We start from the raw sequence: 25077 nt of genomic DNA on the forward strand, positions 1-25077 counted from the left end.
AGTTTATAATTAAAGTATACGTAAAAACACGCAGATAATGATTGTTTTGTTTGTACTAATCACCTGAACATCAGCAATATATAGCTAAAATATAAACCAACTAAGCTATATATCACCACATTTTGTTTTAAAAGTGCAATTTAAAAATTTGGCTTCAATTATTTTCTGCTCGAGAGAGTGAGAGTATCGCATAATGCCTCTTCGAGCTTTTGCCAAGGTAACTCAATCATGCTAATGATTTCGATCTTACTCGTTTCCAACTCACTGATGGGCATAAAGTCACATTCGCCATTAACACTGTTTATTGAAAAACAGCCTTGTTCGGTCTTAATTACAGCTTTCAAACGCACAACTTCCAAAGGCTCTAATAATGTCGCTAGTGCCATTAAATTAAATACCTGTTGCTGATTGAAAATCCAGCCATAACTAAATAAACCCTGTCCTTCACCATGATTGCGTTCAAAACGCAGATCGGTATCGAGCGCTAACGACTCTTTTTCATGATGATGATGTGTATGGCTATGTTTTAGATGCGCGGATAAATGTTGAGACCGGCGTTTATAATCAAGTGGCAATGCGAGAGTATCAATTGAAAATTCACCGTGATGCGTCCACACGACTGATTTTTTAGCTGGTAATAGTTGTGCAGTAAAGTCCATGAAACAGCGCTTATCTTCACTATTGAGTTGCTCCGTTTTATTCGCCACAAGTACATCAGCCAAGCTGATTTGATCTTGAAAGTGATTATTTTCAACGTATTTACGATCATTAAGATGGATAGGGTCAACCAAGCAGATAGTTGCGTTGAGCGCTAAAACATCACAGTAAAATTCACCCGATAGATCTTTAATCACTTGTTGTAAATGCCCAAGTCCTGTTGGCTCAATCAAGATACGATCAGGCTTTGCTTTACTGATTAACATATTCAATCCCATTTTCATGGGTAGCCCGGCGACGCAACAAAGACAACCGCCTGGAATTTCTTTGACAATAATACGCTGTTCTTGATTGTCTAACGTTTCAGTAAATGCAGATAATAAAGTACCATCAATGCCTATTTGACCAAACTCGTTAACCAATACCCCCCACACTTCACCTTCCGGTTTTTGCTTAAGTAACTGTTGAATAGCGGTTGTTTTACCGACACCAAGAAAACCAGTAATAATATTGGTCGGTATTTTATTTACTTGTTTCGACATTAGACTTCCTATGCATGATTACGGCGATCAAAAAGTGACACTGAAACATCATAATAGATAAGGCATTTTTATAAAATAGGCAGGTATATGAAAATAGTAATTAAGAAAAGCAGCCAGTAAAGGGACAAAAGCGATAAGCTTAGTATTACGAGACAAATATAACCGTGAATAACAGCTGACTACTCACGGTTATTAAATAATAACCAAATGATTAATCAATCAGTTCGTCATCATTCCAATCGTCATCATCATAATTACCACTTGCCAATGCCGCTTGTTCAATCACTTGAGCATAAGCGACAATAAAATCAGGCATCATCTCTAATACGGTATGCGTAAATGTTTCCCATTCACTTTGTTGTAATTGTGCAATTTGTTGCGCAGTACCAGCACAGGAGAAATAACTTAAGCACAAATATGCCATTTGTAATGCTTGATGTATTTCACTATCGTCAGCCAATGAGCTTACTAAACTTTCATAATAAAAAGCAGCACCAATCGCAAAACCAATCGACCAATCATTTAATGCTTCACCGGAGTTAAAGTTGTCCGCAAAATCAGTAGTCTCGATACACTCGGTTGGTAATTTAGCTCCCGTTTCATAGACCTGTTCACTGATCTCATTATAAACAGAGATAATAGCGAATAATTTATCATCCGTAATATTTTTTGGTGCAGCACCGCCAAAGATCATATCCATCCAATCTTCAGTTTCTATTGGTTCAGGTGCAGCAACTAAACCAAAGAAAAAACCTTTCATCGCAATTAATGATAATGTTTCTTTTGGTGTTTCGTCACCAGATAGCCAATCTGATAATAATATTTCATCTTCGCGTGATAATGCTGAACCAGTCATATAAAACCTTTTATTTCACAAATATTTTGTCGTGTTATTTACTGCTTAGTTTACTGGAAAGTAGGCAACAGTGATATTTATTCAATAGAAAGCTGATCTAAAATAGCGCACTCTGAAGAGTTATCGCCCTTACAAGAAGATGCTAATGATAATAGCGTACTGTGCATGCCTTGTAATATTACAATACGTGCTTCGATATCGGTAATTTTTTCTAACGTTAATGCCTTTACCTGAGCCGCTGTACGCTCTTCACTTTTATAGAGGTGTACTAATTCTTTGCATTCTTCAAGATTGAACCCTGCATCTCGTGCCCGCTTCACAAAATTTAACTCATCAATAATGCGTTTATCATAATAACGGTAACCATTATCCCCCCGAATAGGTTCAGAGGTTAAAGCAATACTTTCGTAATAACGGATCGTTTTTGTTGATAAACCAACTTCTTTTGCTACTGAACTAATATTTTTCATCATATAACCTGCTACTTTATTGTTTCAAGGCAATCAAGCTTGTGTAATCGATAATGCTTCAATATATTTATTAGTGAACAAACTTAGGCTGCCAACGCTTAATCAGTAGTGAATTCGACAATACTGCAATACTGCTAAATGCCATTGCCGCACCTGCAATCTCAGGACTTAAATAGCCAGCTGCAGCCAACGGAATACCAATAAGGTTAAAAATAAATGCCCAAAATAAATTTTGTTGGATCTTACGCCAAGTTATTTTCGAAATATCCATTGCTGCCGAAACCAAACGAGGATCATTTCTTAATAAGGTAATATTTGCAGTTTCCAGCGCAACGTCCGAACCAGATCCCATCGCAATGCTAATATCGGCTTGAGCTAATGCAGGCGCATCATTAATCCCATCACCAACCATGGCAACTGTTTTTCCAAGTCGCTGTCGGTCTTGGATATAACTTGATTTATTTTCGGGTTTTACCTGCGCATAATAGTGATCTATTTTTAGTACTTCAGCAATTTTTTCTACTGCCATCGCATTATCACCACTGAGCATTATCGTATTAATCCCAGCGTGTTGTAATAATGCAATCGCAGCCCGACTTTCAACGCGTAAGGTATCAGCAATAATAACTAAACCTACAAGATGACCCTCTATTGCAACCCACATTTCTGAACCGGCATGTTCACTTAACTCAACAAGTAACGAATCTCCAAGTCTAGTGCCTACGCCCTCTGCGAGCATCAATTCGCGATTACCAATCAAAACGGTCTCTTCTTCAACATTCCCTTTAATACCATAGCCGATGATAGTTTCAACTTGAGAGGCGGGTAATAATTTAAGTCGTTTATCTTGCGCATAACCGATGATCGATTTTGCTAACGGATGTTCACTGAACTGTTGAACTGCCGCAGCACTTCTAATTAAAATATCTTCATCATAATCAAAGCAATGTACGGCGGTAACCTTAGGCTTACCCTGTGTTAACGTACCAGTCTTATCTAATATTACATCGGTAATTTTATGTGCTTTTTGTAAGGTATCTATATCTTTAATTAAAATACCTTGTCGTGCAGCAGCCCCAGTCCCAGTAACCAATGCAGCAGGCGTTGCAAGACCCAAAGCACAAGGACAAGCAATAACTAATACCGCCACAGCAGAAATTAAACCATTTTCAAAATCATCAAAGCCGAAATACCAGACTAAAAATGTCAGCGTAGCTATGGTTAATACAACCGGAACAAAAATATTACTTATCTTATCAACTAATTGCTGAAAAGGAGCTTTACCCATTTGGGCAGTTTCGACAAGAGAGATAATTTTATTTAAGCTGGAATCGCTACCAACCGCATTGACCTTTAACAGTAAAACGCCAGTGCCATTAATAGAGCCACCAATAAGTGTTTGTCCGGGCTGTTTTACTACCGGTAGGCTTTCCCCAGTAATCATAGATTCATCTAGTTCGCTTTGACCATCGATAATAACGCCGTCTACTGGTATTTTTTCACCCGCAAGAACCCTAACTTCATCCCCAATGACGACTTCTTCAATAGGGAGTTTTAGCCATTCATCTCCACGTTTTACGTTAGCCACTTCCGGCCTTAACATCATCAGAGCATGAATAGCCGAAGACGTATTTTGTTTCGCATTCTCTTCTAAGAATTTACCAAGACTTATTAAAGTAATAACAACCGCACTGGCTTCAAAATACAGCGCACCTTGTGCACTTTCACCTATCGTTAAAAATAAATATAAACTATAGAAATAAGCAGCACTGGTACCTGTCGCAACAAGCACATCCATGTTTGCAGCACCGTTTTTTAATGAATTATACGCACCTAAATAATAACGACGACCAATAATAAATTGGATTGGTGTGGCTAATAATAATTGCAGCCATACGGGAATAAGGAAGTTAATATCACTGACAAACATAGTCAGCATGCCAGCAACTAAAGGCAACGTTAGTAAAGCAGAAATGATCACAAATAGCAGCTGCTGTTTATTTTTTCTTTTGAATTCAACTTCTCTGGCTAATAAGTTTTCTGTTTGTGACAACATACTCCCGCGATTAACAGTCGCTTTGTAACCTAGATTAATGATCAAGTTAATAATATCCGCGGGAAGGATAGCACCAGAAAAATACGTTACGGTTATTTTCTCGCTCGCAAAGTTAGCATCTACGCTTAATATGTGTTTGTTTACTAATAATTTAGAAACTGTTTTTGCCGCACAATTAGCACAAGACCAACCTCCGACAGAGAGTGATAATGATTCGCTATGATAGTGATATTTTTTATCATCTAAAATAGTTTTAACAGTACGACTTGTTGCGATATCAGTTATATTGATCTGAGCAGTCGCAAGCGCAAAATTAACGCTAGCTTGAATACCGTTTTCAGCATTTAGCGCAGCCTCCAATTTTGATGCACAGCCCGCACATGACATACCATCGATAGCAATTGAAACTGTTTTAGACATAACGAAAAAACCCGATTAGTGATAATATAAATAGAATATAACCTTTACCCTTAGTGTAAGGTCAAGACGTTAATTTCGCGATTTATTATTCAAGGGTTTTGTAACATCTCGTAAAAACGAGATATCCCTAACATTAACAACAATATTTTTATGAAAAATAATCATCATGTAAGAAAATTACTTATATAATTAGAGTACAGCTGAATGAAGCGCCTTAAAACATCTTCATCTGTCTTATATGTAGATTAATTACCAAATTCCATTTAGTAAAAGTGAAAAATAAAATCATGAATCCAACAGAAACGAATGCTTGGCATGCCTTACAAGCACACTATTTAGACATGCAAAAAACAAATATCAGTACTTTGTTTTCGAATGACACTAATAGATTCGAACAATTCTCAAAGCAATTCAATAATGATATTTTATGCGACTTCTCTAAAAATATAATCACCCAATGCACACTGAAAAAATTAACTGCACTTGCGCATGAGATGGATTTACCCGCAGCTATTAATGCGATGGTGTCAGGTGAACAAATCAACCAAACTGAAAAAAGAGCAGTATTACATACAGCACTTAGAAATCGCAGTAATACACCGGTAATGGTTGATGGCGAAGATATAATGCCAGCTATAAATGCGGTCCTAATTCAAATGAAAGCATTTTGTCAGGACATCATTAGTGGAAATTGGAAAGGATATACAGGTAAATCAATTACAGATATCGTCAATATCGGTATTGGTGGCTCTGACTTAGGTCCATACATGGTTACTGAAGCATTAAAACCATATAAAAACCATCTAAACATGCACTTTGTTTCAAATGTTGACGGTACACATATAGCAGAAACATTAAAAGGCTTAAATCCTGAAACAACATTATTTTTAATTGCATCAAAAACATTTACGACACAAGAAACAATGACAAATGCACACAGTGCACGATCATGGTTCTTGGCGAATGCTGAAAGTGAAGAGCATGTTGCATCTCACTTTGCAGCATTATCAACAAATGCAGTCGCTGTTCAAGCGTTTGGTATCGATACCAAAAATATGTTCGAGTTTTGGGATTGGGTTGGCGGTCGCTATTCACTTTGGTCAGCAATTGGTTTATCGATTGCACTTAGTATTGGCTTCGATAATTTCGAAGAGTTACTCAGCGGTGCACATGAAATGGATAAGCATTTTATTGAAACACCGTTGGAAGATAATATCCCAGTTATTTTGGCATTAATTGGGGTTTGGTATAACAACTTTTTCGGTGCTGAAAGCGAAGCTATTTTACCTTACGATCAGTATATGCATCGTTTTGCTGCTTATTTCCAGCAAGGTAATATGGAATCAAATGGTAAGAGTGTTGATCGTGATGGCAAAGCCGTTGATTACCAAACAGGTCCTATTATCTGGGGTGAACCAGGGACAAACGGTCAACATGCTTTCTATCAATTAATCCACCAAGGCACAAAACTTATCCCATGTGATTTTATTGCACCAGCACAATCACATAATAAGATCTCAGATCATCATGTAAAACTAATGTCTAACTTCTTTGCACAAACAGAAGCGTTAGCGTTCGGTAAATCAAAACAAACAGTGATTGATGAATTAACAGATTCTGGTATGTCAGAAGCAGACATTGCCACACTAGCTGAGTTTAAAACATTTAAAGGCAATAACCCAACCAACTCTATTTTATTCAAACAACTGACACCTAAAACACTTGGTTCGTTGTTAGCCATGTATGAACATAAGATCTTCACACAAGGTATTATATGGAATATTTTTAGTTTTGATCAATGGGGGGTTGAATTAGGTAAGCAATTAGCCAATCAAATTTTACCAGAATTAAATGATGATCAATTAATTGATAGTCATGATAGTTCTACGAATGGTTTAATCAATACCTTCAAGGCATGGCGTTAATCCATTAACGATAAAGATATTACGCTCTACTTAGCCTAATAAAAATACACAAAAACCAGCCGCCGGCTGGTTTTTTATTGTCTATCACTTGGCTTGATTCAGCCAGAGTAAAGTTTGTAATTTAACATAAGCAATATCCCTACCTTTAAATTACAGACACAAAAAAGCCGATATCATTACTGATATCGGCTCTCTAATTTGGCGCTTGGCGATGCCCTACTCTCACATGGGGAAGCCCCACACTACCATCGGCGTTATTACGTTTCACTACTGAGTTCGGAATGGGATCAGGTGGTACCGCAACACTATGGTCACCAAGCAAATCTGGTTTGCTTTCATGTTGTATCTTTAAAATCTGAAAAGCTATAAATAAAGAAGTCTTTAAAACATAAAGTGTTCTGTCTATTCTTAAGTCGATATTTCAATTAATCATACTTTAATTTGTATGGTTAAGCCTCACGGGTAATTAGTACAAGTTAGCTCAATGCCTCACAGCACTTACACACCTTGCCTATCAACGTTGTAGTCTCCAACGGCCCTTCAGGGGACTTAAAGTCCCAGTGAGAACTCATCTCGAGGCCTGCTTCCCGCTTAGATGCTTTCAGCGGTTATCAGTTCCGAACTTAGCTACCGGGCAATGCTATTGGCATAACAACCCGAACACCAGTGGTTCGTCCACTCCGGTCCTCTCGTACTAGGAGCAGCTCCTCTCAATTCTCAAACGCCCACGGCAGATAGGGACCGAACTGTCTCACGACGTTCTAAACCCAGCTCGCGTACCACTTTAAATGGCGAACAGCCATACCCTTGGGACCAACTTCAGCCCCAGGATGTGATGAGCCGACATCGAGGTGCCAAACACCGCCGTCGATATGAACTCTTGGGCGGTATCAGCCTGTTATCCCCGGAGTACCTTTTATCCGTTGAGCGATGGCCCTTCCATTCAGAACCACCGGATCACTAAGACCTACTTTCGTACCTGCTCGACGTGTCTGTCTCGCAGTTAAGCTGGCTTATGCCTTTGCACTAACCACATGATGTCCAACCATGTTTAGCCAACCTTCGTGCTCCTCCGTTACTCTTTGGGAGGAGACCGCCCCAGTCAAACTACCCACCAGACACTGTCCGCAATCCCGATAAGGGACCTACGTTAGAACATCAAACGTACAAGGGTGGTATTTCAAGGTTGACTCCACATCATCTAGCGACAATGCTTCAACGTCTCCCACCTATCCTACACATGTAGGTTCAATGTTCAGTGCCAAGCTATAGTAAAGGTTCACGGGGTCTTTCCGTCTAGCCGCGGGTACACTGCATCTTAACAGCGATTTCAATTTCACTGAGTCTCGGGTGGAGACAGCGTGGCCATCATTACGCCATTCGTGCAGGTCGGAACTTACCCGACAAGGAATTTCGCTACCTTAGGACCGTTATAGTTACGGCCGCCGTTTACCGGGGCTTCGATCATGAGCTTCGACCTAAGTCTAACCCAATCAATTAACCTTCCGGCACCGGGCAGGCGTCACACCGTATACGTCATCTTTCGATTTTGCACAGTGCTGTGTTTTTAATAAACAGTTGCAGCCACCATTTCTCTGCGACCGACAATAGCTTACGGAGCAAGTCCTTCACCATCATCGGCGTACCTTCTCCCGAAGTTACGGTACCATTTTGCCTAGTTCCTTCACCCGAGTTCTCTCAAGCGCCTTAGTATTCTCTACCTAACCACCTGTGTCGGTTTGGGGTACGATTCTCTTATATCTGAAGCTTAGAGGTTTTTCCTGGAAGCCGGGTATCAACTACTTCATCTCCGTAGAGACTCGTCATCAGCTCTCAGCCTTAATGTGCGCCCGGATTTACCTAAGCACACAGCCTACAACCTTAAACATGGACAACCATCGCCATGCTAGCCTAACCTTCTCCGTCACCCCATCGCAATATAAGTGAGTACAGGAATATTAACCTGTTTCCCATCGACTACGCCTTTCGGCCTCGCCTTAGGGGTCGACTCACCCTGCCCCGATTAACGTTGGACAGGAACCCTTGGTCTTTCGGCGTGGAGGTTTTTCACCCCCATTATCGTTACTCATGTCAACATTCGCACTTCTGATACCTCCAGCAAGCTTCTCAACTCACCTTCGACGGCTTACAGAACGCTCCTCTACCATGCAAGAACAAGTCTTGCATCCGTAGCTTCGGTGGTATGTTTAGCCCCGTTAAATCTTCCGCGCAGACCGACTCGACCAGTGAGCTATTACGCTTTCTTTAAAAGATGGCTGCTTCTAAGCCAACTTCCTGGCTGTCTGAGCCTTTCCACATCGTTTCCCACTTAACATACACTTTGGGACCTTAGCTGACGGTCTGGGTTGTTTCCCTTTCCACGACGGACGTTAGCACCCGCCGTGTGTCTCCCGCGATTGAACTTATTGGTATTCGGAGTTTGCAAAGGGTTGGTAAGTCGGGATGACCCCCTAGCCTTAACAGTGCTCTACCCCCAATAGTTAGACGCGAGGCGCTACCTAAATAGCTTTCGAGGAGAACCAGCTATCTCCCGGTTTGATTGGCCTTTCACCCCCAGCCACAAGTCATCCGCTAATTTTTCAACATTAGTCGGTTCGGTCCTCCAGTTGATGTTACTCAACCTTCAACCTGCCCATGGCTAGATCACCGGGTTTCGGGTCTAATCCCAGCAACTATTCGCGCAGTTAACACTCGGTTTCCCTACGGCTCCGCTATTCGCTTAACCTTGCTACTGAAATTAAGTCGTTGACCCATTATACAAAAGGTACGCAGTCACAGAACAAGTCTGCTCCCACTGCTTGTACGTATACGGTTTCAGGTTCTATTTCACTCCCCTCACAGGGGTTCTTTTCGCCTTTCCCTCACGGTACTGGTTCACTATCGGTCAGTCAGTAGTATTTAGCCTTGGAAGATGGTCCTCCCATATTCAAACAGCATATCACGTGTGCCGTCCTACTCGATTTCACAGTAAGGTCGTTTTCATGTACGGGACTATCACCCTGTATCGTGAAACTTTCCAGAATCTTCCACTAACTTCCAAACTGCTTAAGGGCTAGACCCCGTTCGCTCGCCGCTACTAAGGGTATCTCTATTGATTTCTTTTCCTCGGGGTACTTAGATGTTTCAGTTCTCCCGGTTCGCTTCGCAACGCTATGTATTCACGTTACGATACTCTACAAAGTAGAGTGGGTTCCCCCATTCGGAAATCTGTGGATTAACGCTTTTTATCAACTCCCCACAGCTTAACGCAGATTAACACGTCCTTCATCGCCTCTGACTGCCTAGGCATCCACCGTATACGCTTAGTCACTTAACCATACAATCTAAAGTCGACTGTACAATTGAAATAACTAGGTATTATCTAGTTTTTTTCGCCTCAAGAATACTCAAGAACACTATATTGTTATTACCGAAGTAATAACGTGTTTTAAGAACTTCTTTATTTATTCAGCTTTCCAAATTTTTAAAGAGCATTTGCTAAAAAGCAAAGATAAACAAGCGATTGCTTATCTTTGCTTACTAGCGTCTTACTATTAGTAAGACATACTATTCAACTTTCTATTCAAGCAATTTGTGTGGGCACTTACAAAAATTAACAACTTTACGTAAGGAGGTGATCCAGCCCCAGGTTCCCCTAGGGCTACCTTGTTACGACTTCACCCCAGTCATGAACCACACCGTGGTCATCGCCCTCCCGAAGGTTAAGCTAATGACTTCTGGTGCAGCCCACTCCCATGGTGTGACGGGCGGTGTGTACAAGGCCCGGGAACGTATTCACCGTGACATTCTGATTCACGATTACTAGCGATTCCGACTTCATGGGGTCGAGTTGCAGACCCCAATCCGGACTACGACGCACTTTATGGGATTCGCTTACCATTGCTGGTTTGCAGCCCTTTGTATGCGCCATTGTAGCACGTGTGTAGCCCTACTCGTAAGGGCCATGATGACTTGACGTCGTCCCCACCTTCCTCCGGTTTATCACCGGCAGTCTCCTTAGAGTTCCCACCATTACGTGCTGGCAAATAAGGATAAGGGTTGCGCTCGTTGCGGGACTTAACCCAACATTTCACAACACGAGCTGACGACAGCCATGCAGCACCTGTCTCATAGTTCCCGAAGGCACCAATCCATCTCTGGAAAGTTCTATGGATGTCAAGAGTAGGTAAGGTTCTTCGCGTTGCATCGAATTAAACCACATGCTCCACCGCTTGTGCGGGCCCCCGTCAATTCATTTGAGTTTTAACCTTGCGGCCGTACTCCCCAGGCGGTCTACTTAATGCGTTAGCTTAAGAGCCCAGTTCTCAAGGAACCAAACTCCGAGTAGACATCGTTTACGGCGTGGACTACCGGGGTATCTAATCCCGTTTGCTACCCACGCTTTCGCATCTGAGCGTCAGTTACTTGCCAGGTGGCCGCCTTCGCCACTGGTATTCCTTCAGATCTCTACGCATTTCACCGCTACACCTGAAATTCTACCACCCTCTCAAGAACTCTAGTTTGCCAGTTCGAAATGCAGTTCCCAGGTTGAGCCCGGGGCTTTCACATCTCGCTTAACAAACCGCCTGCATGCGCTTTACGCCCAGTAATTCCGATTAACGCTTGCACCCTCCGTATTACCGCGGCTGCTGGCACGGAGTTAGCCGGTGCTTCTTCTGCGAGTAACGTCACAGCAGTAGAGTATTAATCTACTGCCTTTCCTCCTCGCTGAAAGTACTTTACAACCCTAAGGCCTTCTTCATACACGCGGTATGGCTGCATCAGGGTTTCCCCCATTGTGCAATATTCCCCACTGCTGCCTCCCGTAGGAGTCTGGACCGTGTCTCAGTTCCAGTGTGGCTGATCATCCTCTCAGACCAGCTAGGGATCGTCGCCTTGGTGAGCTCTTACCTCACCAACAAGCTAATCCCACTTGGGCTCATCTAGTCGCGAGAGCTTTCAAGAAGAGGCCCCCTTTCACCCGTAGGTCGTATGCGGTATTAGCAGTCGTTTCCAACTGTTGTCCCCCTCGACTAGGCAGATTCCCAAGCATTACTCACCCGTCCGCCGCTCGACGCCAGAATAGCAAGCTATTCTTCGTTTCCGCTCGACTTGCATGTGTTAAGCCTACCGCCAGCGTTCAATCTGAGCCATGATCAAACTCTTCAATTAAAAGTTTTTGACTAATCAACGATGTTGATTAAGTCGGCTCAATGAATTCTGTACTTCAACAACAAACCGAGGTTTGTTGTTTATAAAACCAAATCTTTCGATTTAATTTAATGTTCACAATTACATTGATATAATTTTTGGTCATTATATCTCTGCAAGTGCTCACACAGATTGCTTGAATAAATTGTTAAAGAGCATTGACATCAACGCTTTGCGTCTTAGTCAGGCTGCGTATTCTACGCAAACCAGATTCGAAGTCAAGCACATATTTATGCTTTATTCAGGACGTTTAAAAAGTAACCTAAGTTCTTTTTAAACACCTTACTGAGCGGCTCTTGCCGTGTCAGTGGGATGCATTATAGGGATTTAGATCACATTAGCAATCCATTTTATGCACTTATATTGATTTAATATTTAGTGCAGGAAAAACCAGCAATAACACGTGCATTAACGATCACGATTCATACGAACGGTGATAATTACAGCATAATATGATTGGCCTGAACTTGCGTTACAGATTTACTTTAAGGGTAATACTATCGAGCAAGGATATTAAGTTTAGTCCTTAGCGTCCAATTACGCCATTTTACAGCCAAAATAAAACGGTTTTAGCATAAATAAATTATTACACGTGTATATTCCGCGATAATAAGACCCGATATTCAGTTCAGCGAAAGAGAACTGCGTATTTTTACAAGCTAGCACCTGTACATTATCGCTGACTTTAATTAATCCAACTTTAAATACACAAAAACCAGCCATCGGCTGGTTTTTTATTAGTTGGAATACGTTTATAGCAACCAACGCTGCTGGTTAAGCTCGGTATTTTTAATTCAAACGCGCAATAATCACATCACAGGTGTAAATTACAGACACAAAAAAGCCGATATCATTACTGATATCGGCTCTCTCTAATTTGGCGCTTGGCGATGCCCTACTCTCACATGGGGAAGCCCCACACTACCATCGGCGTTATTACGTTTCACTACTGAGTTCGGAATGGGATCAGGTGGTACCGCAACACTATGGTCACCAAGCAAATCTGGTTTGCTTTCAAGTTGTATCTTTAAAATCTGAAAAGCTATAAATAAAGAAGTCTTTAAAACCTATCTTTCGATAAATAGTAGTGTTCAATCTATTCTTAAGTCGATATTTCAATTAATCATACTTTAATTTGTATGGTTAAGCCTCACGGGTAATTAGTACAAGTTAGCTCAATGCCTCACAGCACTTACACACCTTGCCTATCAACGTTGTAGTCTCCAACGGCCCTTCAGGGGACTTAAAGTCCCAGTGAGAACTCATCTCGAGGCCTGCTTCCCGCTTAGATGCTTTCAGCGGTTATCAGTTCCGAACTTAGCTACCGGGCAATGCTATTGGCATAACAACCCGAACACCAGTGGTTCGTCCACTCCGGTCCTCTCGTACTAGGAGCAGCTCCTCTCAATTCTCAAACGCCCACGGCAGATAGGGACCGAACTGTCTCACGACGTTCTAAACCCAGCTCGCGTACCACTTTAAATGGCGAACAGCCATACCCTTGGGACCAACTTCAGCCCCAGGATGTGATGAGCCGACATCGAGGTGCCAAACACCGCCGTCGATATGAACTCTTGGGCGGTATCAGCCTGTTATCCCCGGAGTACCTTTTATCCGTTGAGCGATGGCCCTTCCATTCAGAACCACCGGATCACTAAGACCTACTTTCGTACCTGCTCGACGTGTCTGTCTCGCAGTTAAGCTGGCTTATGCCTTTGCACTAACCACATGATGTCCAACCATGTTTAGCCAACCTTCGTGCTCCTCCGTTACTCTTTGGGAGGAGACCGCCCCAGTCAAACTACCCACCAGACACTGTCCGCAATCCCGATAAGGGACCTACGTTAGAACATCAAACGTACAAGGGTGGTATTTCAAGGTTGACTCCACATCATCTAGCGACAATGCTTCAACGTCTCCCACCTATCCTACACATGTAGGTTCAATGTTCAGTGCCAAGCTATAGTAAAGGTTCACGGGGTCTTTCCGTCTAGCCGCGGGTACACTGCATCTTAACAGCGATTTCAATTTCACTGAGTCTCGGGTGGAGACAGCGTGGCCATCATTACGCCATTCGTGCAGGTCGGAACTTACCCGACAAGGAATTTCGCTACCTTAGGACCGTTATAGTTACGGCCGCCGTTTACCGGGGCTTCGATCATGAGCTTCGACCTAAGTCTAACCCAATCAATTAACCTTCCGGCACCGGGCAGGCGTCACACCGTATACGTCATCTTTCGATTTTGCACAGTGCTGTGTTTTTAATAAACAGTTGCAGCCACCATTTCTCTGCGACCGACAATAGCTTACGGAGCAAGTCCTTCACCATCATCGGCGTACCTTCTCCCGAAGTTACGGTACCATTTTGCCTAGTTCCTTCACCCGAGTTCTCTCAAGCGCCTTAGTATTCTCTACCTAACCACCTGTGTCGGTTTGGGGTACGATTCTCTTATATCTGAAGCTTAGAGGTTTTTCCTGGAAGCCGGGTATCAACTACTTCATCTCCGTAGAGACTCGTCATCAGCTCTCAGCCTTAATGTGCGCCCGGATTTACCTAAGCACACAGCCTACAACCTTAAACATGGACAACCATCGCCATGCTAGCCTAACCTTCTCCGTCACCCCATCGCAATATAAGTGAGTACAGGAATATTAACCTGTTTCCCATCGACTACGCCTTTCGGCCTCGCCTTAGGGGTCGACTCACCCTGCCCCGATTAACGTTGGACAGGAACCCTTGGTCTTTCGGCGTGGAGGTTTTTCACCCCCATTATCGTTACTCATGTCAACATTCGCACTTCTGATACCTCCAGCAAGCTTCTCAACTCACCTTCGACGGCTTACAGAACGCTCCTCTACCATGCAAAGAACAAGTCTTTGCATCCGTAGCTTCGGTGGTATGTTTAGCCCCGTTAAATCTTCCGCGCAGACCGACTCGACCAGTGAGCTATTACGCTTTCTTTAAAAGATGGCTGCTTCTAAGCCAACTTCCTGGCTGTCTGAGCCTTTCCACATCGTTTCCCACTTAACATACACTTTGGGACCTTAGCTGACGGTCTGGGTTGTTTCCCTTTCCACGACGGACGTTAGCACCCGCCGTGTGTCTCCCGCGATTGAACTTATTGGTATTCGGAGTTTGCAAAGGGTTGGTAAGTCGGGATGACCCCCTAGCCTTAACAGTGCTCTACCCCCAATAGTTAGACGCGAGGCGCTACCTAAATAGCTTTCGAGGAGAACCAGCTATCTCCCGGTTTGATTGGCCTTTCACCCCCAGCCACAAGTCATCCGCTAATTTTTCAACATTAGTCGGTTCGGTCCTCCAGTTGATGTTACTCAACCTTCAACCTGCCCATGGCTAGATCACCGGGTTTCGGGTCTAATCCCAGCAACTATTCGCGCAGTTAACACTCGGTTTCCCTACGGCTCCGCTATTCGCTTAACCTTGCTACTGAAATTAAGTCGTTGACCCATTATACAAAAGGTACGCAGTCACAGAACAAGTCTGCTCCCACTGCTTGTACGTATACGGTTTCAGGTTCTATTTCACTCCCCTCACAGGGGTTCTTTTCGCCTTTCCCTCACGGTACTGGTTCACTATCGGTCAGTCAGTAGTATTTAGCCTTGGAAGATGGTCCTCCCATATTCAAACAGCATATCACGTGTGCCGTCCTACTCGATTTCACAGTAAGGTCGTTTTCATGTACGGGACTATCACCCTGTATCGTGAAACTTTCCAGAATCTTCCACTAACTTCCAAACTGCTTAAGGGCTAGACCCCGTTCGCTCGCCGCTACTAAGGGTATCTCTATTGATTTCTTTTCCTCGGGGTACTTAGATGTTTCAGTTCTCCCGGTTCGCTTCGCAACGCTATGTATTCACGTTACGATACTCTACAAAGTAGAGTGGGTTCCCCCATTCGGAAATCTGTGGATTAACGCTTTTTATCAACTCCCCACAGCTTAACGCAGATTAACACGTCCTTCATCGCCTCTGACTGCCTAGGCATCCACCGTATACGCTTAGTCACTTAACCATACAATCTAAAGTCGACCGTACAATTGAAATAACTAGGTATTATCTAGTTTTTTTCGCCTCAAGAATACTCAAGAACACTATATTGTTATTACCGAAGTAATAACGTGTTTTAAGAACTTCTTTATTTATTCAGCTTTCCAAATTTTTAAAGAGCAATTTGCTAAAAAGCAAAGATAAACAAGCGATTGCTTATCTTTGCTTACTAGCGTCTTACTATTAGTAAGACATACTATTCAACTTTCTATTCAAGCAATTTGTGTGGGCACTTACAAAAATTAACAACTTTACGTAAGGAGGTGATCCAGCCCCAGGTTCCCCTAGGGCTACCTTGTTACGACTTCACCCCAGTCATGAACCACACCGTGGTCATCGCCCTCCCGAAGGTTAAGCTAATGACTTCTGGTGCAGCCCACTCCCATGGTGTGACGGGCGGTGTGTACAAGGCCCGGGAACGTATTCACCGTGACATTCTGATTCACGATTACTAGCGATTCCGACTTCATGGGGTCGAGTTGCAGACCCCAATCCGGACTACGACGCACTTTATGGGATTCGCTTACCATTGCTGGTTTGCAGCCCTTTGTATGCGCCATTGTAGCACGTGTGTAGCCCTACTCGTAAGGGCCATGATGACTTGACGTCGTCCCCACCTTCCTCCGGTTTATCACCGGCAGTCTCCTTAGAGTTCCCACCATTACGTGCTGGCAAATAAGGATAAGGGTTGCGCTCGTTGCGGGACTTAACCCAACATTTCACAACACGAGCTGACGACAGCCATGCAGCACCTGTCTCATAGTTCCCGAAGGCACCAATCCATCTCTGGAAAGTTCTATGGATGTCAAGAGTAGGTAAGGTTCTTCGCGTTGCATCGAATTAAACCACATGCTCCACCGCTTGTGCGGGCCCCCGTCAATTCATTTGAGTTTTAACCTTGCGGCCGTACTCCCCAGGCGGTCTACTTAATGCGTTAGCTTAAGAGCCCAGTTCTCAAGGAACCAAACTCCGAGTAGACATCGTTTACGGCGTGGACTACCGGGGTATCTAATCCCGTTTGCTACCCACGCTTTCGCATCTGAGCGTCAGTTACTTGCCAGGTGGCCGCCTTCGCCACTGGTATTCCTTCAGATCTCTACGCATTTCACCGCTACACCTGAAATTCTACCACCCTCTCAAGAACTCTAGTTTGCCAGTTCGAAATGCAGTTCCCAGGTTGAGCCCGGGGCTTTCACATCTCGCTTAACAAACCGCCTGCATGCGCTTTACGCCCAGTAATTCCGATTAACGCTTGCACCCTCCGTATTACCGCGGCTGCTGGCACGGAGTTAGCCGGTGCTTCTTCTGCGAGTAACGTCACAGCAGTAGAGTATTAATCTACTGCCTTTCCTCCTCGCTGAAAGTACTTTACAACCCTAAGGCCTTCTTCATACACGCGGTATGGCTGCATCAGGGTTTCCCCCATTGTGCAATATTCCCCACTGCTGCCTCCCGTAGGAGTCTGGACCGTGTCTCAGTTCCAGTGTGGCTGATCATCCTCTCAGACCAGCTAGGGATCGTCGCCTTGGTGAGCTCTTACCTCACCAACAAGCTAATCCCACTTGGGCTCATCTAGTCGCGAGAGCTTTCAAGAAGAGGCCCCCTTTCACCCGTAGGTCGTATGCGGTATTAGCAGTCGTTTCCAACTGTTGTCCCCCTCGACTAGGCAGATTCCCAAGCATTACTCACCCGTCCGCCGCTCGACGCCAGAATAGCAAGCTATTCTTCGTTTCCGCTCGACTTGCATGTGTTAAGCCTACCGCCAGCGTTCAATCTGAGCCATGATCAAACTCTTCAATTAAAAGTTTTTGACTAATCAACGATGTTGATTAAGTCGGCTCAATGAATTCTGTACTTCAACAACAAACCGAGGTTTGTTGTTTATAAAACCAAATCTTTCGATTTAATTTAATGTTCACAATTACATTGATATAATTTTTGGTCATTATATCTCTGCAAGTGCTCACACAGATTGCTTGAATAAATTGTTAAAGAGCATTGACATCAACGCTTTGCGTCTTAGTCAGGCTGCGTATTCTACGCAAACCAGATTCGAAGTCAAGCACATATTTATGCTTTATTCAGGACGTTTAAAAAGTAACCTAAGTTCTTTTTAAACACCTTACTGAGCGGCTCTTGCCGTGTCAGTGGGATGCATTATAGGGATTTAGATCACATTAGCAATCCATTTTATGCACTTATATTGATTTAATATTTAGTGCAGGAAAAACCAGCAATAACACGCGTATTAACGATCACGATTCATACGAACGACTACTATTACAGCATTCAATTCCCTACAGCCTTACTAATACCAATTCGTCTCATGGATAAAAAATACTAACCAAATCTATTAATCTAGTTCTGTCCCGGAACAGAGCGCGACTATAATTAGCCAAAATAATCAGCGTTGAGCATAAAATAACTTTTTTGCTCATTATATTCAGTGAATATAAGGCCCAACATTCACTCAAGCTAAAAATAACGGTGCGTGTTCACAAGCGAATTGACTACGAAGAGCCGTTCCTTTTGACTAATCGAACGCCAGTTACACAAAAACCAGCCATCGGCTGGTTTTTTATTAGTTGGAATACGTTTATAGCAACCAACGCTGCTGGTTAAGCTCGGTATTTTTAATTCAAACGCGCAATAATCACATCACAGGTGTAAATTACAGACACAAAAAAGCCGATATCATCGCTGATATCGGCTCTCTAATTTGGCGCTTGGCGATGCCCTACTCTCACATGGGGAAGCCCCACACTACCATCGGCGTTATTACGTTTCACTACTGAGTTCGGAATGGGATCAGGTGGTACCGCAACACTATGGTCACCAAGCAAATTTGGTTTGCTTTCAAGTTGTATCTTTAAAATCTGAAAAGCTATAAATAAAGAAGTCTTTAAAACATAAAGTGTTCTGTCTATTCTTAAGTCGATATTTCAATTAATCATACTTTAATTTGTATGGTTAAGCCTCACGGGTAATTAGTACAAGTTAGCTCAATGCCTCACAGCACTTACACACCTTGCCTATCAACGTTGTAGTCTCCAACGGCCCTTCAGGGGACTTAAAGTCCCAGTGAGAACTCATCTCGAGGCCTGCTTCCCGCTTAGATGCTTTCAGCGGTTATCAGTTCCGAACTTAGCTACCGGGCAATGCTATTGGCATAACAACCCGAACACCAGTGGTTCGTCCACTCCGGTCCTCTCGTACTAGGAGCAGCTCCTCTCAATTCTCAAACGCCCACGGCAGATAGGGACCGAACTGTCTCACGACGTTCTAAACCCAGCTCGCGTACCACTTTAAATGGCGAACAGCCATACCCTTGGGACCAACTTCAGCCCCAGGATGTGATGAGCCGACATCGAGGTGCCAAACACCGCCGTCGATATGAACTCTTGGGCGGTATCAGCCTGTTATCCCCGGAGTACCTTTTATCCGTTGAGCGATGGCCCTTCCATTCAGAACCACCGGATCACTAAGACCTACTTTCGTACCTGCTCGACGTGTCTGTCTCGCAGTTAAGCTGGCTTATGCCTTTGCACTAACCACATGATGTCCAACCATGTTTAGCCAACCTTCGTGCTCCTCCGTTACTCTTTGGGAGGAGACCGCCCCAGTCAAACTACCCACCAGACACTGTCCGCAATCCCGATAAGGGACCTACGTTAGAACATCAAACGTACAAGGGTGGTATTTCAAGGTTGACTCCACATCATCTAGCGACAATGCTTCAACGTCTCCCACCTATCCTACACATGTAGGTTCAATGTTCAGTGCCAAGCTATAGTAAAGGTTCACGGGGTCTTTCCGTCTAGCCGCGGGTACACTGCATCTTAACAGCGATTTCAATTTCACTGAGTCTCGGGTGGAGACAGCGTGGCCATCATTACGCCATTCGTGCAGGTCGGAACTTACCCGACAAGGAATTTCGCTACCTTAGGACCGTTATAGTTACGGCCGCCGTTTACCGGGGCTTCGATCATGAGCTTCGACCTAAGTCTAACCCAATCAATTAACCTTCCGGCACCGGGCAGGCGTCACACCGTATACGTCATCTTTCGATTTTGCACAGTGCTGTGTTTTTAATAAACAGTTGCAGCCACCATTTCTCTGCGACCGACAATAGCTTACGGAGCAAGTCCTTCACCATCATCGGCGTACCTTCTCCCGAAGTTACGGTACCATTTTGCCTAGTTCCTTCACCCGAGTTCTCTCAAGCGCCTTAGTATTCTCTACCTAACCACCTGTGTCGGTTTGGGGTACGATTCTCTTATATCTGAAGCTTAGAGGTTTTTCCTGGAAGCCGGGTATCAACTACTTCATCTCCGTAGAGACTCGTCATCAGCTCTCAGCCTTAATGTGCGCCCGGATTTACCTAAGCACACAGCCTACAACCTTAAACATGGACAACCATCGCCATGCTAGCCTAACCTTCTCCGTCACCCCATCGCAATATAAGTGAGTACAGGAATATTAACCTGTTTCCCATCGACTACGCCTTTCGGCCTCGCCTTAGGGGTCGACTCACCCTGCCCCGATTAACGTTGGACAGGAACCCTTGGTCTTTCGGCGTGGAGGTTTTTCACCCCCATTATCGTTACTCATGTCAACATTCGCACTTCTGATACCTCCAGCAAGCTTCTCAACTCACCTTCGACGGCTTACAGAACGCTCCTCTACCATGCAAGAACAAGTCTTGCATCCGTAGCTTCGGTGGTATGTTTAGCCCCGTTAAATCTTCCGCGCAGACCGACTCGACCAGTGAGCTATTACGCTTTCTTTAAAAGATGGCTGCTTCTAAGCCAACTTCCTGGCTGTCTGAGCCTTTCCACATCGTTTCCCACTTAACATACACTTTGGGACCTTAGCTGACGGTCTGGGTTGTTTCCCTTTCCACGACGGACGTTAGCACCCGCCGTGTGTCTCCCGCGATTGAACTTATTGGTATTCGGAGTTTGCAAAGGGTTGGTAAGTCGGGATGACCCCCTAGCCTTAACAGTGCTCTACCCCCAATAGTTAGACGCGAGGCGCTACCTAAATAGCTTTCGAGGAGAACCAGCTATCTCCCGGTTTGATTGGCCTTTCACCCCCAGCCACAAGTCATCCGCTAATTTTTCAACATTAGTCGGTTCGGTCCTCCAGTTGATGTTACTCAACCTTCAACCTGCCCATGGCTAGATCACCGGGTTTCGGGTCTAATCCCAGCAACTATTCGCGCAGTTAACACTCGGTTTCCCTACGGCTCCGCTATTCGCTTAACCTTGCTACTGAAATTAAGTCGTTGACCCATTATACAAAAGGTACGCAGTCACAGAACAAGTCTGCTCCCACTGCTTGTACGTATACGGTTTCAGGTTCTATTTCACTCCCCTCACAGGGGTTCTTTTCGCCTTTCCCTCACGGTACTGGTTCACTATCGGTCAGTCAGTAGTATTTAGCCTTGGAAGATGGTCCTCCCATATTCAAACAGCATATCACGTGTGCCGTCCTACTCGATTTCACAGTAAGGTCGTTTTCATGTACGGGACTATCACCCTGTATCGTGAAACTTTCCAGAATCTTCCACTAACTTCCAAACTGCTTAAGGGCTAGACCCCGTTCGCTCGCCGCTACTAAGGGTATCTCTATTGATTTCTTTTCCTCGGGGTACTTAGATGTTTCAGTTCTCCCGGTTCGCTTCGCAACGCTATGTATTCACGTTACGATACTCTACAAAGTAGAGTGGGTTCCCCCATTCGGAAATCTGTGGATTAACGCTTTTTATCAACTCCCCACAGCTTAACGCAGATTAACACGTCCTTCATCGCCTCTGACTGCCTAGGCATCCACCGTATACGCTTAGTCACTTAACCATACAATCTAAAGTCGACCGTACAATTGAAATAACTAGGTATTATCTAGTTTTTTTCGCCTCAAGAATACTCAAGAACACTATATTGTTATTGCCGAAGCAATAACGTGTTTTAAGAACTTCTTTATTTATTCAGCTTTCCAAATTTTTAAAGAGCAATTTGCTAAAAAGCAAAGATAAACAAGCGATTGCTTATCTTTGCTTACTAGCGTCTTACTATTAGTAAGACATACTATTCAACTTTCTATTCAAGCAATTTGTGTGGGCACTTACAAAAATTAACAACTTTACGTAAGGAGGTGATCCAGCCCCAGGTTCCCCTAGGGCTACCTTGTTACGACTTCACCCCAGTCATGAACCACACCGTGGTCATCGCCCTCCCGAAGGTTAAGCTAATGACTTCTGGTGCAGCCCACTCCCATGGTGTGACGGGCGGTGTGTACAAGGCCCGGGAACGTATTCACCGTGACATTCTGATTCACGATTACTAGCGATTCCGACTTCATGGGGTCGAGTTGCAGACCCCAATCCGGACTACGACGCACTTTATGGGATTCGCTTACCATTGCTGGTTTGCAGCCCTTTGTATGCGCCATTGTAGCACGTGTGTAGCCCTACTCGTAAGGGCCATGATGACTTGACGTCGTCCCCACCTTCCTCCGGTTTATCACCGGCAGTCTCCTTAGAGTTCCCACCATTACGTGCTGGCAAATAAGGATAAGGGTTGCGCTCGTTGCGGGACTTAACCCAACATTTCACAACACGAGCTGACGACAGCCATGCAGCACCTGTCTCATAGTTCCCGAAGGCACCAATTCATCTCTGAAAAGTTCTATGGATGTCAAGAGTAGGTAAGGTTCTTCGCGTTGCATCGAATTAAACCACATGCTCCACCGCTTGTGCGGGCCCCCGTCAATTCATTTGAGTTTTAACCTTGCGGCCGTACTCCCCAGGCGGTCTACTTAATGCGTTAGCTTAAGAGCCCAGTTCTCAAGGAACCAAACTCCGAGTAGACATCGTTTACGGCGTGGACTACCGGGGTATCTAATCCCGTTTGCTACCCACGCTTTCGCATCTGAGCGTCAGTTACTTGCCAGGTGGCCGCCTTCGCCACTGGTATTCCTTCAGATCTCTACGCATTTCACCGCTACACCTGAAATTCTACCACCCTCTCAAGAACTCTAGTTTGCCAGTTCGAAATGCAGTTCCCAGGTTGAGCCCGGGGCTTTCACATCTCGCTTAACAAACCGCCTGCATGCGCTTTACGCCCAGTAATTCCGATTAACGCTTGCACCCTCCGTATTACCGCGGCTGCTGGCACGGAGTTAGCCGGTGCTTCTTCTGCGAGTAACGTCACAGCAGTAGAGTATTAATCTACTGCCTTTCCTCCTCGCTGAAAGTACTTTACAACCCTAAGGCCTTCTTCATACACGCGGTATGGCTGCATCAGGGTTTCCCCCATTGTGCAATATTCCCCACTGCTGCCTCCCGTAGGAGTCTGGACCGTGTCTCAGTTCCAGTGTGGCTGATCATCCTCTCAGACCAGCTAGGGATCGTCGCCTTGGTGAGCTCTTACCTCACCAACAAGCTAATCCCACTTGGGCTCATCTAGTCGCGAGAGCTTTCAAGAAGAGGCCCCCTTTCACCCGTAGGTCGTATGCGGTATTAGCAGTCGTTTCCAACTGTTGTCCCCCTCGACTAGGCAGATTCCCAAGCATTACTCACCCGTCCGCCGCTCGACGCCAGAATAGCAAGCTATTCTTCGTTTCCGCTCGACTTGCATGTGTTAAGCCTACCGCCAGCGTTCAATCTGAGCCATGATCAAACTCTTCAATTAAAAGTTTTTTGACTAATCAACGTTGTTGATTAAGTCGGCTCAATGAATTCTGTACTTCAACAACAAACCGAGGTTTGTTGTTTATAAAACCAAATCTTTCGATTTAATTTAATGTTCACAATTACATTGATATAATTTTTGGTCATTATATCTCTGCAAGTGCTCACACAGATTGCTTGAATAAATTGTTAAAGAGCATTGACATCAACGCTTTGCGTCTTAGTCAGGCTGCGTATTCTACGCAAACCAGATTCGAAGTCAAGCACATATTTATGCTTTATTCAGGACGTTTAAAAAGTAACCTAAGTTCTTTTTAAACACCTTACTGAGCGGCTGTTGCCGTGTCAGTGGGATGCATTATAGGGATTTAGATCACATTAGCAATCCATTTTATGCACTTATATTGATTTAATATTTAGTGCAGGAAAAACCAGCAATAACACGTGTATTAACGATCACGATTCATACGAACGGTGATAATTACAGCATAATATGATTGGCCTGAACTTGCGTTACAGATTTACTTTAAGGGTAATACTATCGAGCAAGGATATTAAGTCTAGTCCTTAGCGTCCAATTACGCCATTTTACAGCCAAAATAAAACGGTTTTAGCATAAATAAATTATTACACGTGTATATTCCGCGATAATAAGACCCGATATTCAGTTCAGCGAAAGAGAACTGCGTATTTTTACAAGCTAGCACCTGTACATTATCGCTGACTTTAATTAATCCAACTTTAAATACACAAAAACCAGCCATCGGCTGGTTTTTTATTAGTTGGAATACGTTTATAGCAACCAACGCTGCTGGTTAAGCTCGGTATTTTTAATTCAAACGCGCAATAATCACATCACAGGTGTAAATTACAGACACAAAAAAGCCGATATCATTACTGATATCGGCTCTCTCTAATTTGGCGCTTGGCGATGCCCTACTCTCACATGGGGAAGCCCCACACTACCATCGGCGTTATTACGTTTCACTACTGAGTTCGGAATGGGATCAGGTGGTACCGCAACACTATGGTCACCAAGCAAATTTGGTTTGCTTTCAAGTTGTATCTTTAAAATCTGAAAAGCTATAAATAAAGAAGTCTTTAAAACCTATCTTTCGATAAATAGTAGTGTTCAATCTATTCTTAAGTCGATATTTCAATTAATCATACTTTAATTTG

At 44.0% G+C, this 25077-nt stretch carries 5 protein-coding genes and 10 rRNA genes; 1 reads left to right on the forward strand and 14 read right to left on the reverse strand.

The window, feature by feature from the left end:
- Positions 1-158: 158 nt before the first annotated feature.
- The 4 genes from HWV03_RS22265 to HWV03_RS22280 form a co-directional block, all read right to left on the reverse strand.
- On the reverse strand, positions 159-1199 hold the full coding sequence (locus tag HWV03_RS22265) for a CobW family GTP-binding protein (protein ID WP_211677958.1): 1041 nt from the start codon (positions 1197-1199) through the stop codon (positions 159-161).
- 211 nt (positions 1200-1410) lie between these two features.
- Positions 1411-2055 (reverse strand): UPF0149 family protein, encoded by a 645-nt coding sequence (locus HWV03_RS22270; protein WP_211677959.1) that lies wholly within the window; start codon positions 2053-2055, stop codon positions 1411-1413.
- Positions 2056-2132: 77 nt separating this feature from the next.
- Positions 2133-2528: a Cu(I)-responsive transcriptional regulator gene (gene cueR / locus HWV03_RS22275; protein ID WP_255546979.1), complete on the reverse strand. Its 396-nt coding sequence runs from the start codon at positions 2526-2528 to the stop codon at positions 2133-2135.
- 67 nt (positions 2529-2595) lie between these two features.
- Entirely contained in the window at positions 2596-5001 is a 2406-nt protein-coding gene (locus tag HWV03_RS22280; RefSeq protein ID WP_211677960.1) for a heavy metal translocating P-type ATPase, read from the reverse strand.
- A 287-nt stretch (positions 5002-5288) separates the two neighbouring features.
- Here HWV03_RS22280 and pgi point away from each other — a divergent pair, with 287 nt between their 5' ends.
- On the forward strand, positions 5289-6926 hold the full coding sequence (gene pgi / locus HWV03_RS22285) for a glucose-6-phosphate isomerase (RefSeq protein ID WP_211677961.1): 1638 nt from the start codon (positions 5289-5291) through the stop codon (positions 6924-6926).
- A 203-nt stretch (positions 6927-7129) separates the two neighbouring features.
- Here pgi and rrf (HWV03_RS22290) read toward each other — a convergent pair.
- The 10 genes from rrf (HWV03_RS22290) to rrf (HWV03_RS22335) all read right to left on the reverse strand — a co-directional run bounded on the left by rrf (HWV03_RS22290) (position 7130) and on the right by rrf (HWV03_RS22335) (position 24937).
- Positions 7130-7245 (reverse strand): 5S ribosomal RNA (gene rrf / locus HWV03_RS22290).
- A 126-nt stretch (positions 7246-7371) separates the two neighbouring features.
- Positions 7372-10263 (reverse strand): 23S ribosomal RNA (locus tag HWV03_RS22295).
- A 290-nt stretch (positions 10264-10553) separates the two neighbouring features.
- A 16S ribosomal RNA gene (locus HWV03_RS22300) occupies positions 10554-12098 on the reverse strand.
- Between the two features lie 921 nt (positions 12099-13019).
- A 5S ribosomal RNA gene (gene rrf, locus HWV03_RS22305) occupies positions 13020-13135 on the reverse strand.
- Positions 13136-13276: 141 nt separating this feature from the next.
- Positions 13277-16170: ribosomal RNA gene (locus HWV03_RS22310) — 23S ribosomal RNA — on the reverse strand.
- A gap of 291 nt (positions 16171-16461) precedes the next feature.
- A 16S ribosomal RNA gene (locus HWV03_RS22315) occupies positions 16462-18006 on the reverse strand.
- Between the two features lie 923 nt (positions 18007-18929).
- Positions 18930-19045: ribosomal RNA gene (rrf, locus tag HWV03_RS22320) — 5S ribosomal RNA — on the reverse strand.
- A 126-nt stretch (positions 19046-19171) separates the two neighbouring features.
- A 23S ribosomal RNA gene (locus tag HWV03_RS22325) occupies positions 19172-22063 on the reverse strand.
- A 291-nt stretch (positions 22064-22354) separates the two neighbouring features.
- Positions 22355-23899: ribosomal RNA gene (locus HWV03_RS22330) — 16S ribosomal RNA — on the reverse strand.
- Positions 23900-24821: 922 nt separating this feature from the next.
- Positions 24822-24937: ribosomal RNA gene (gene rrf / locus HWV03_RS22335) — 5S ribosomal RNA — on the reverse strand.
- The 16S, 23S and 5S rRNA genes sit together here, the layout of an rRNA operon.
- Positions 24938-25077 lie beyond the last annotated feature (140 nt).

It is taken from the genome of Moritella sp. 36, from assembly GCF_018219415.1.
Classification (GTDB): domain Bacteria; phylum Pseudomonadota; class Gammaproteobacteria; order Enterobacterales; family Moritellaceae; genus Moritella.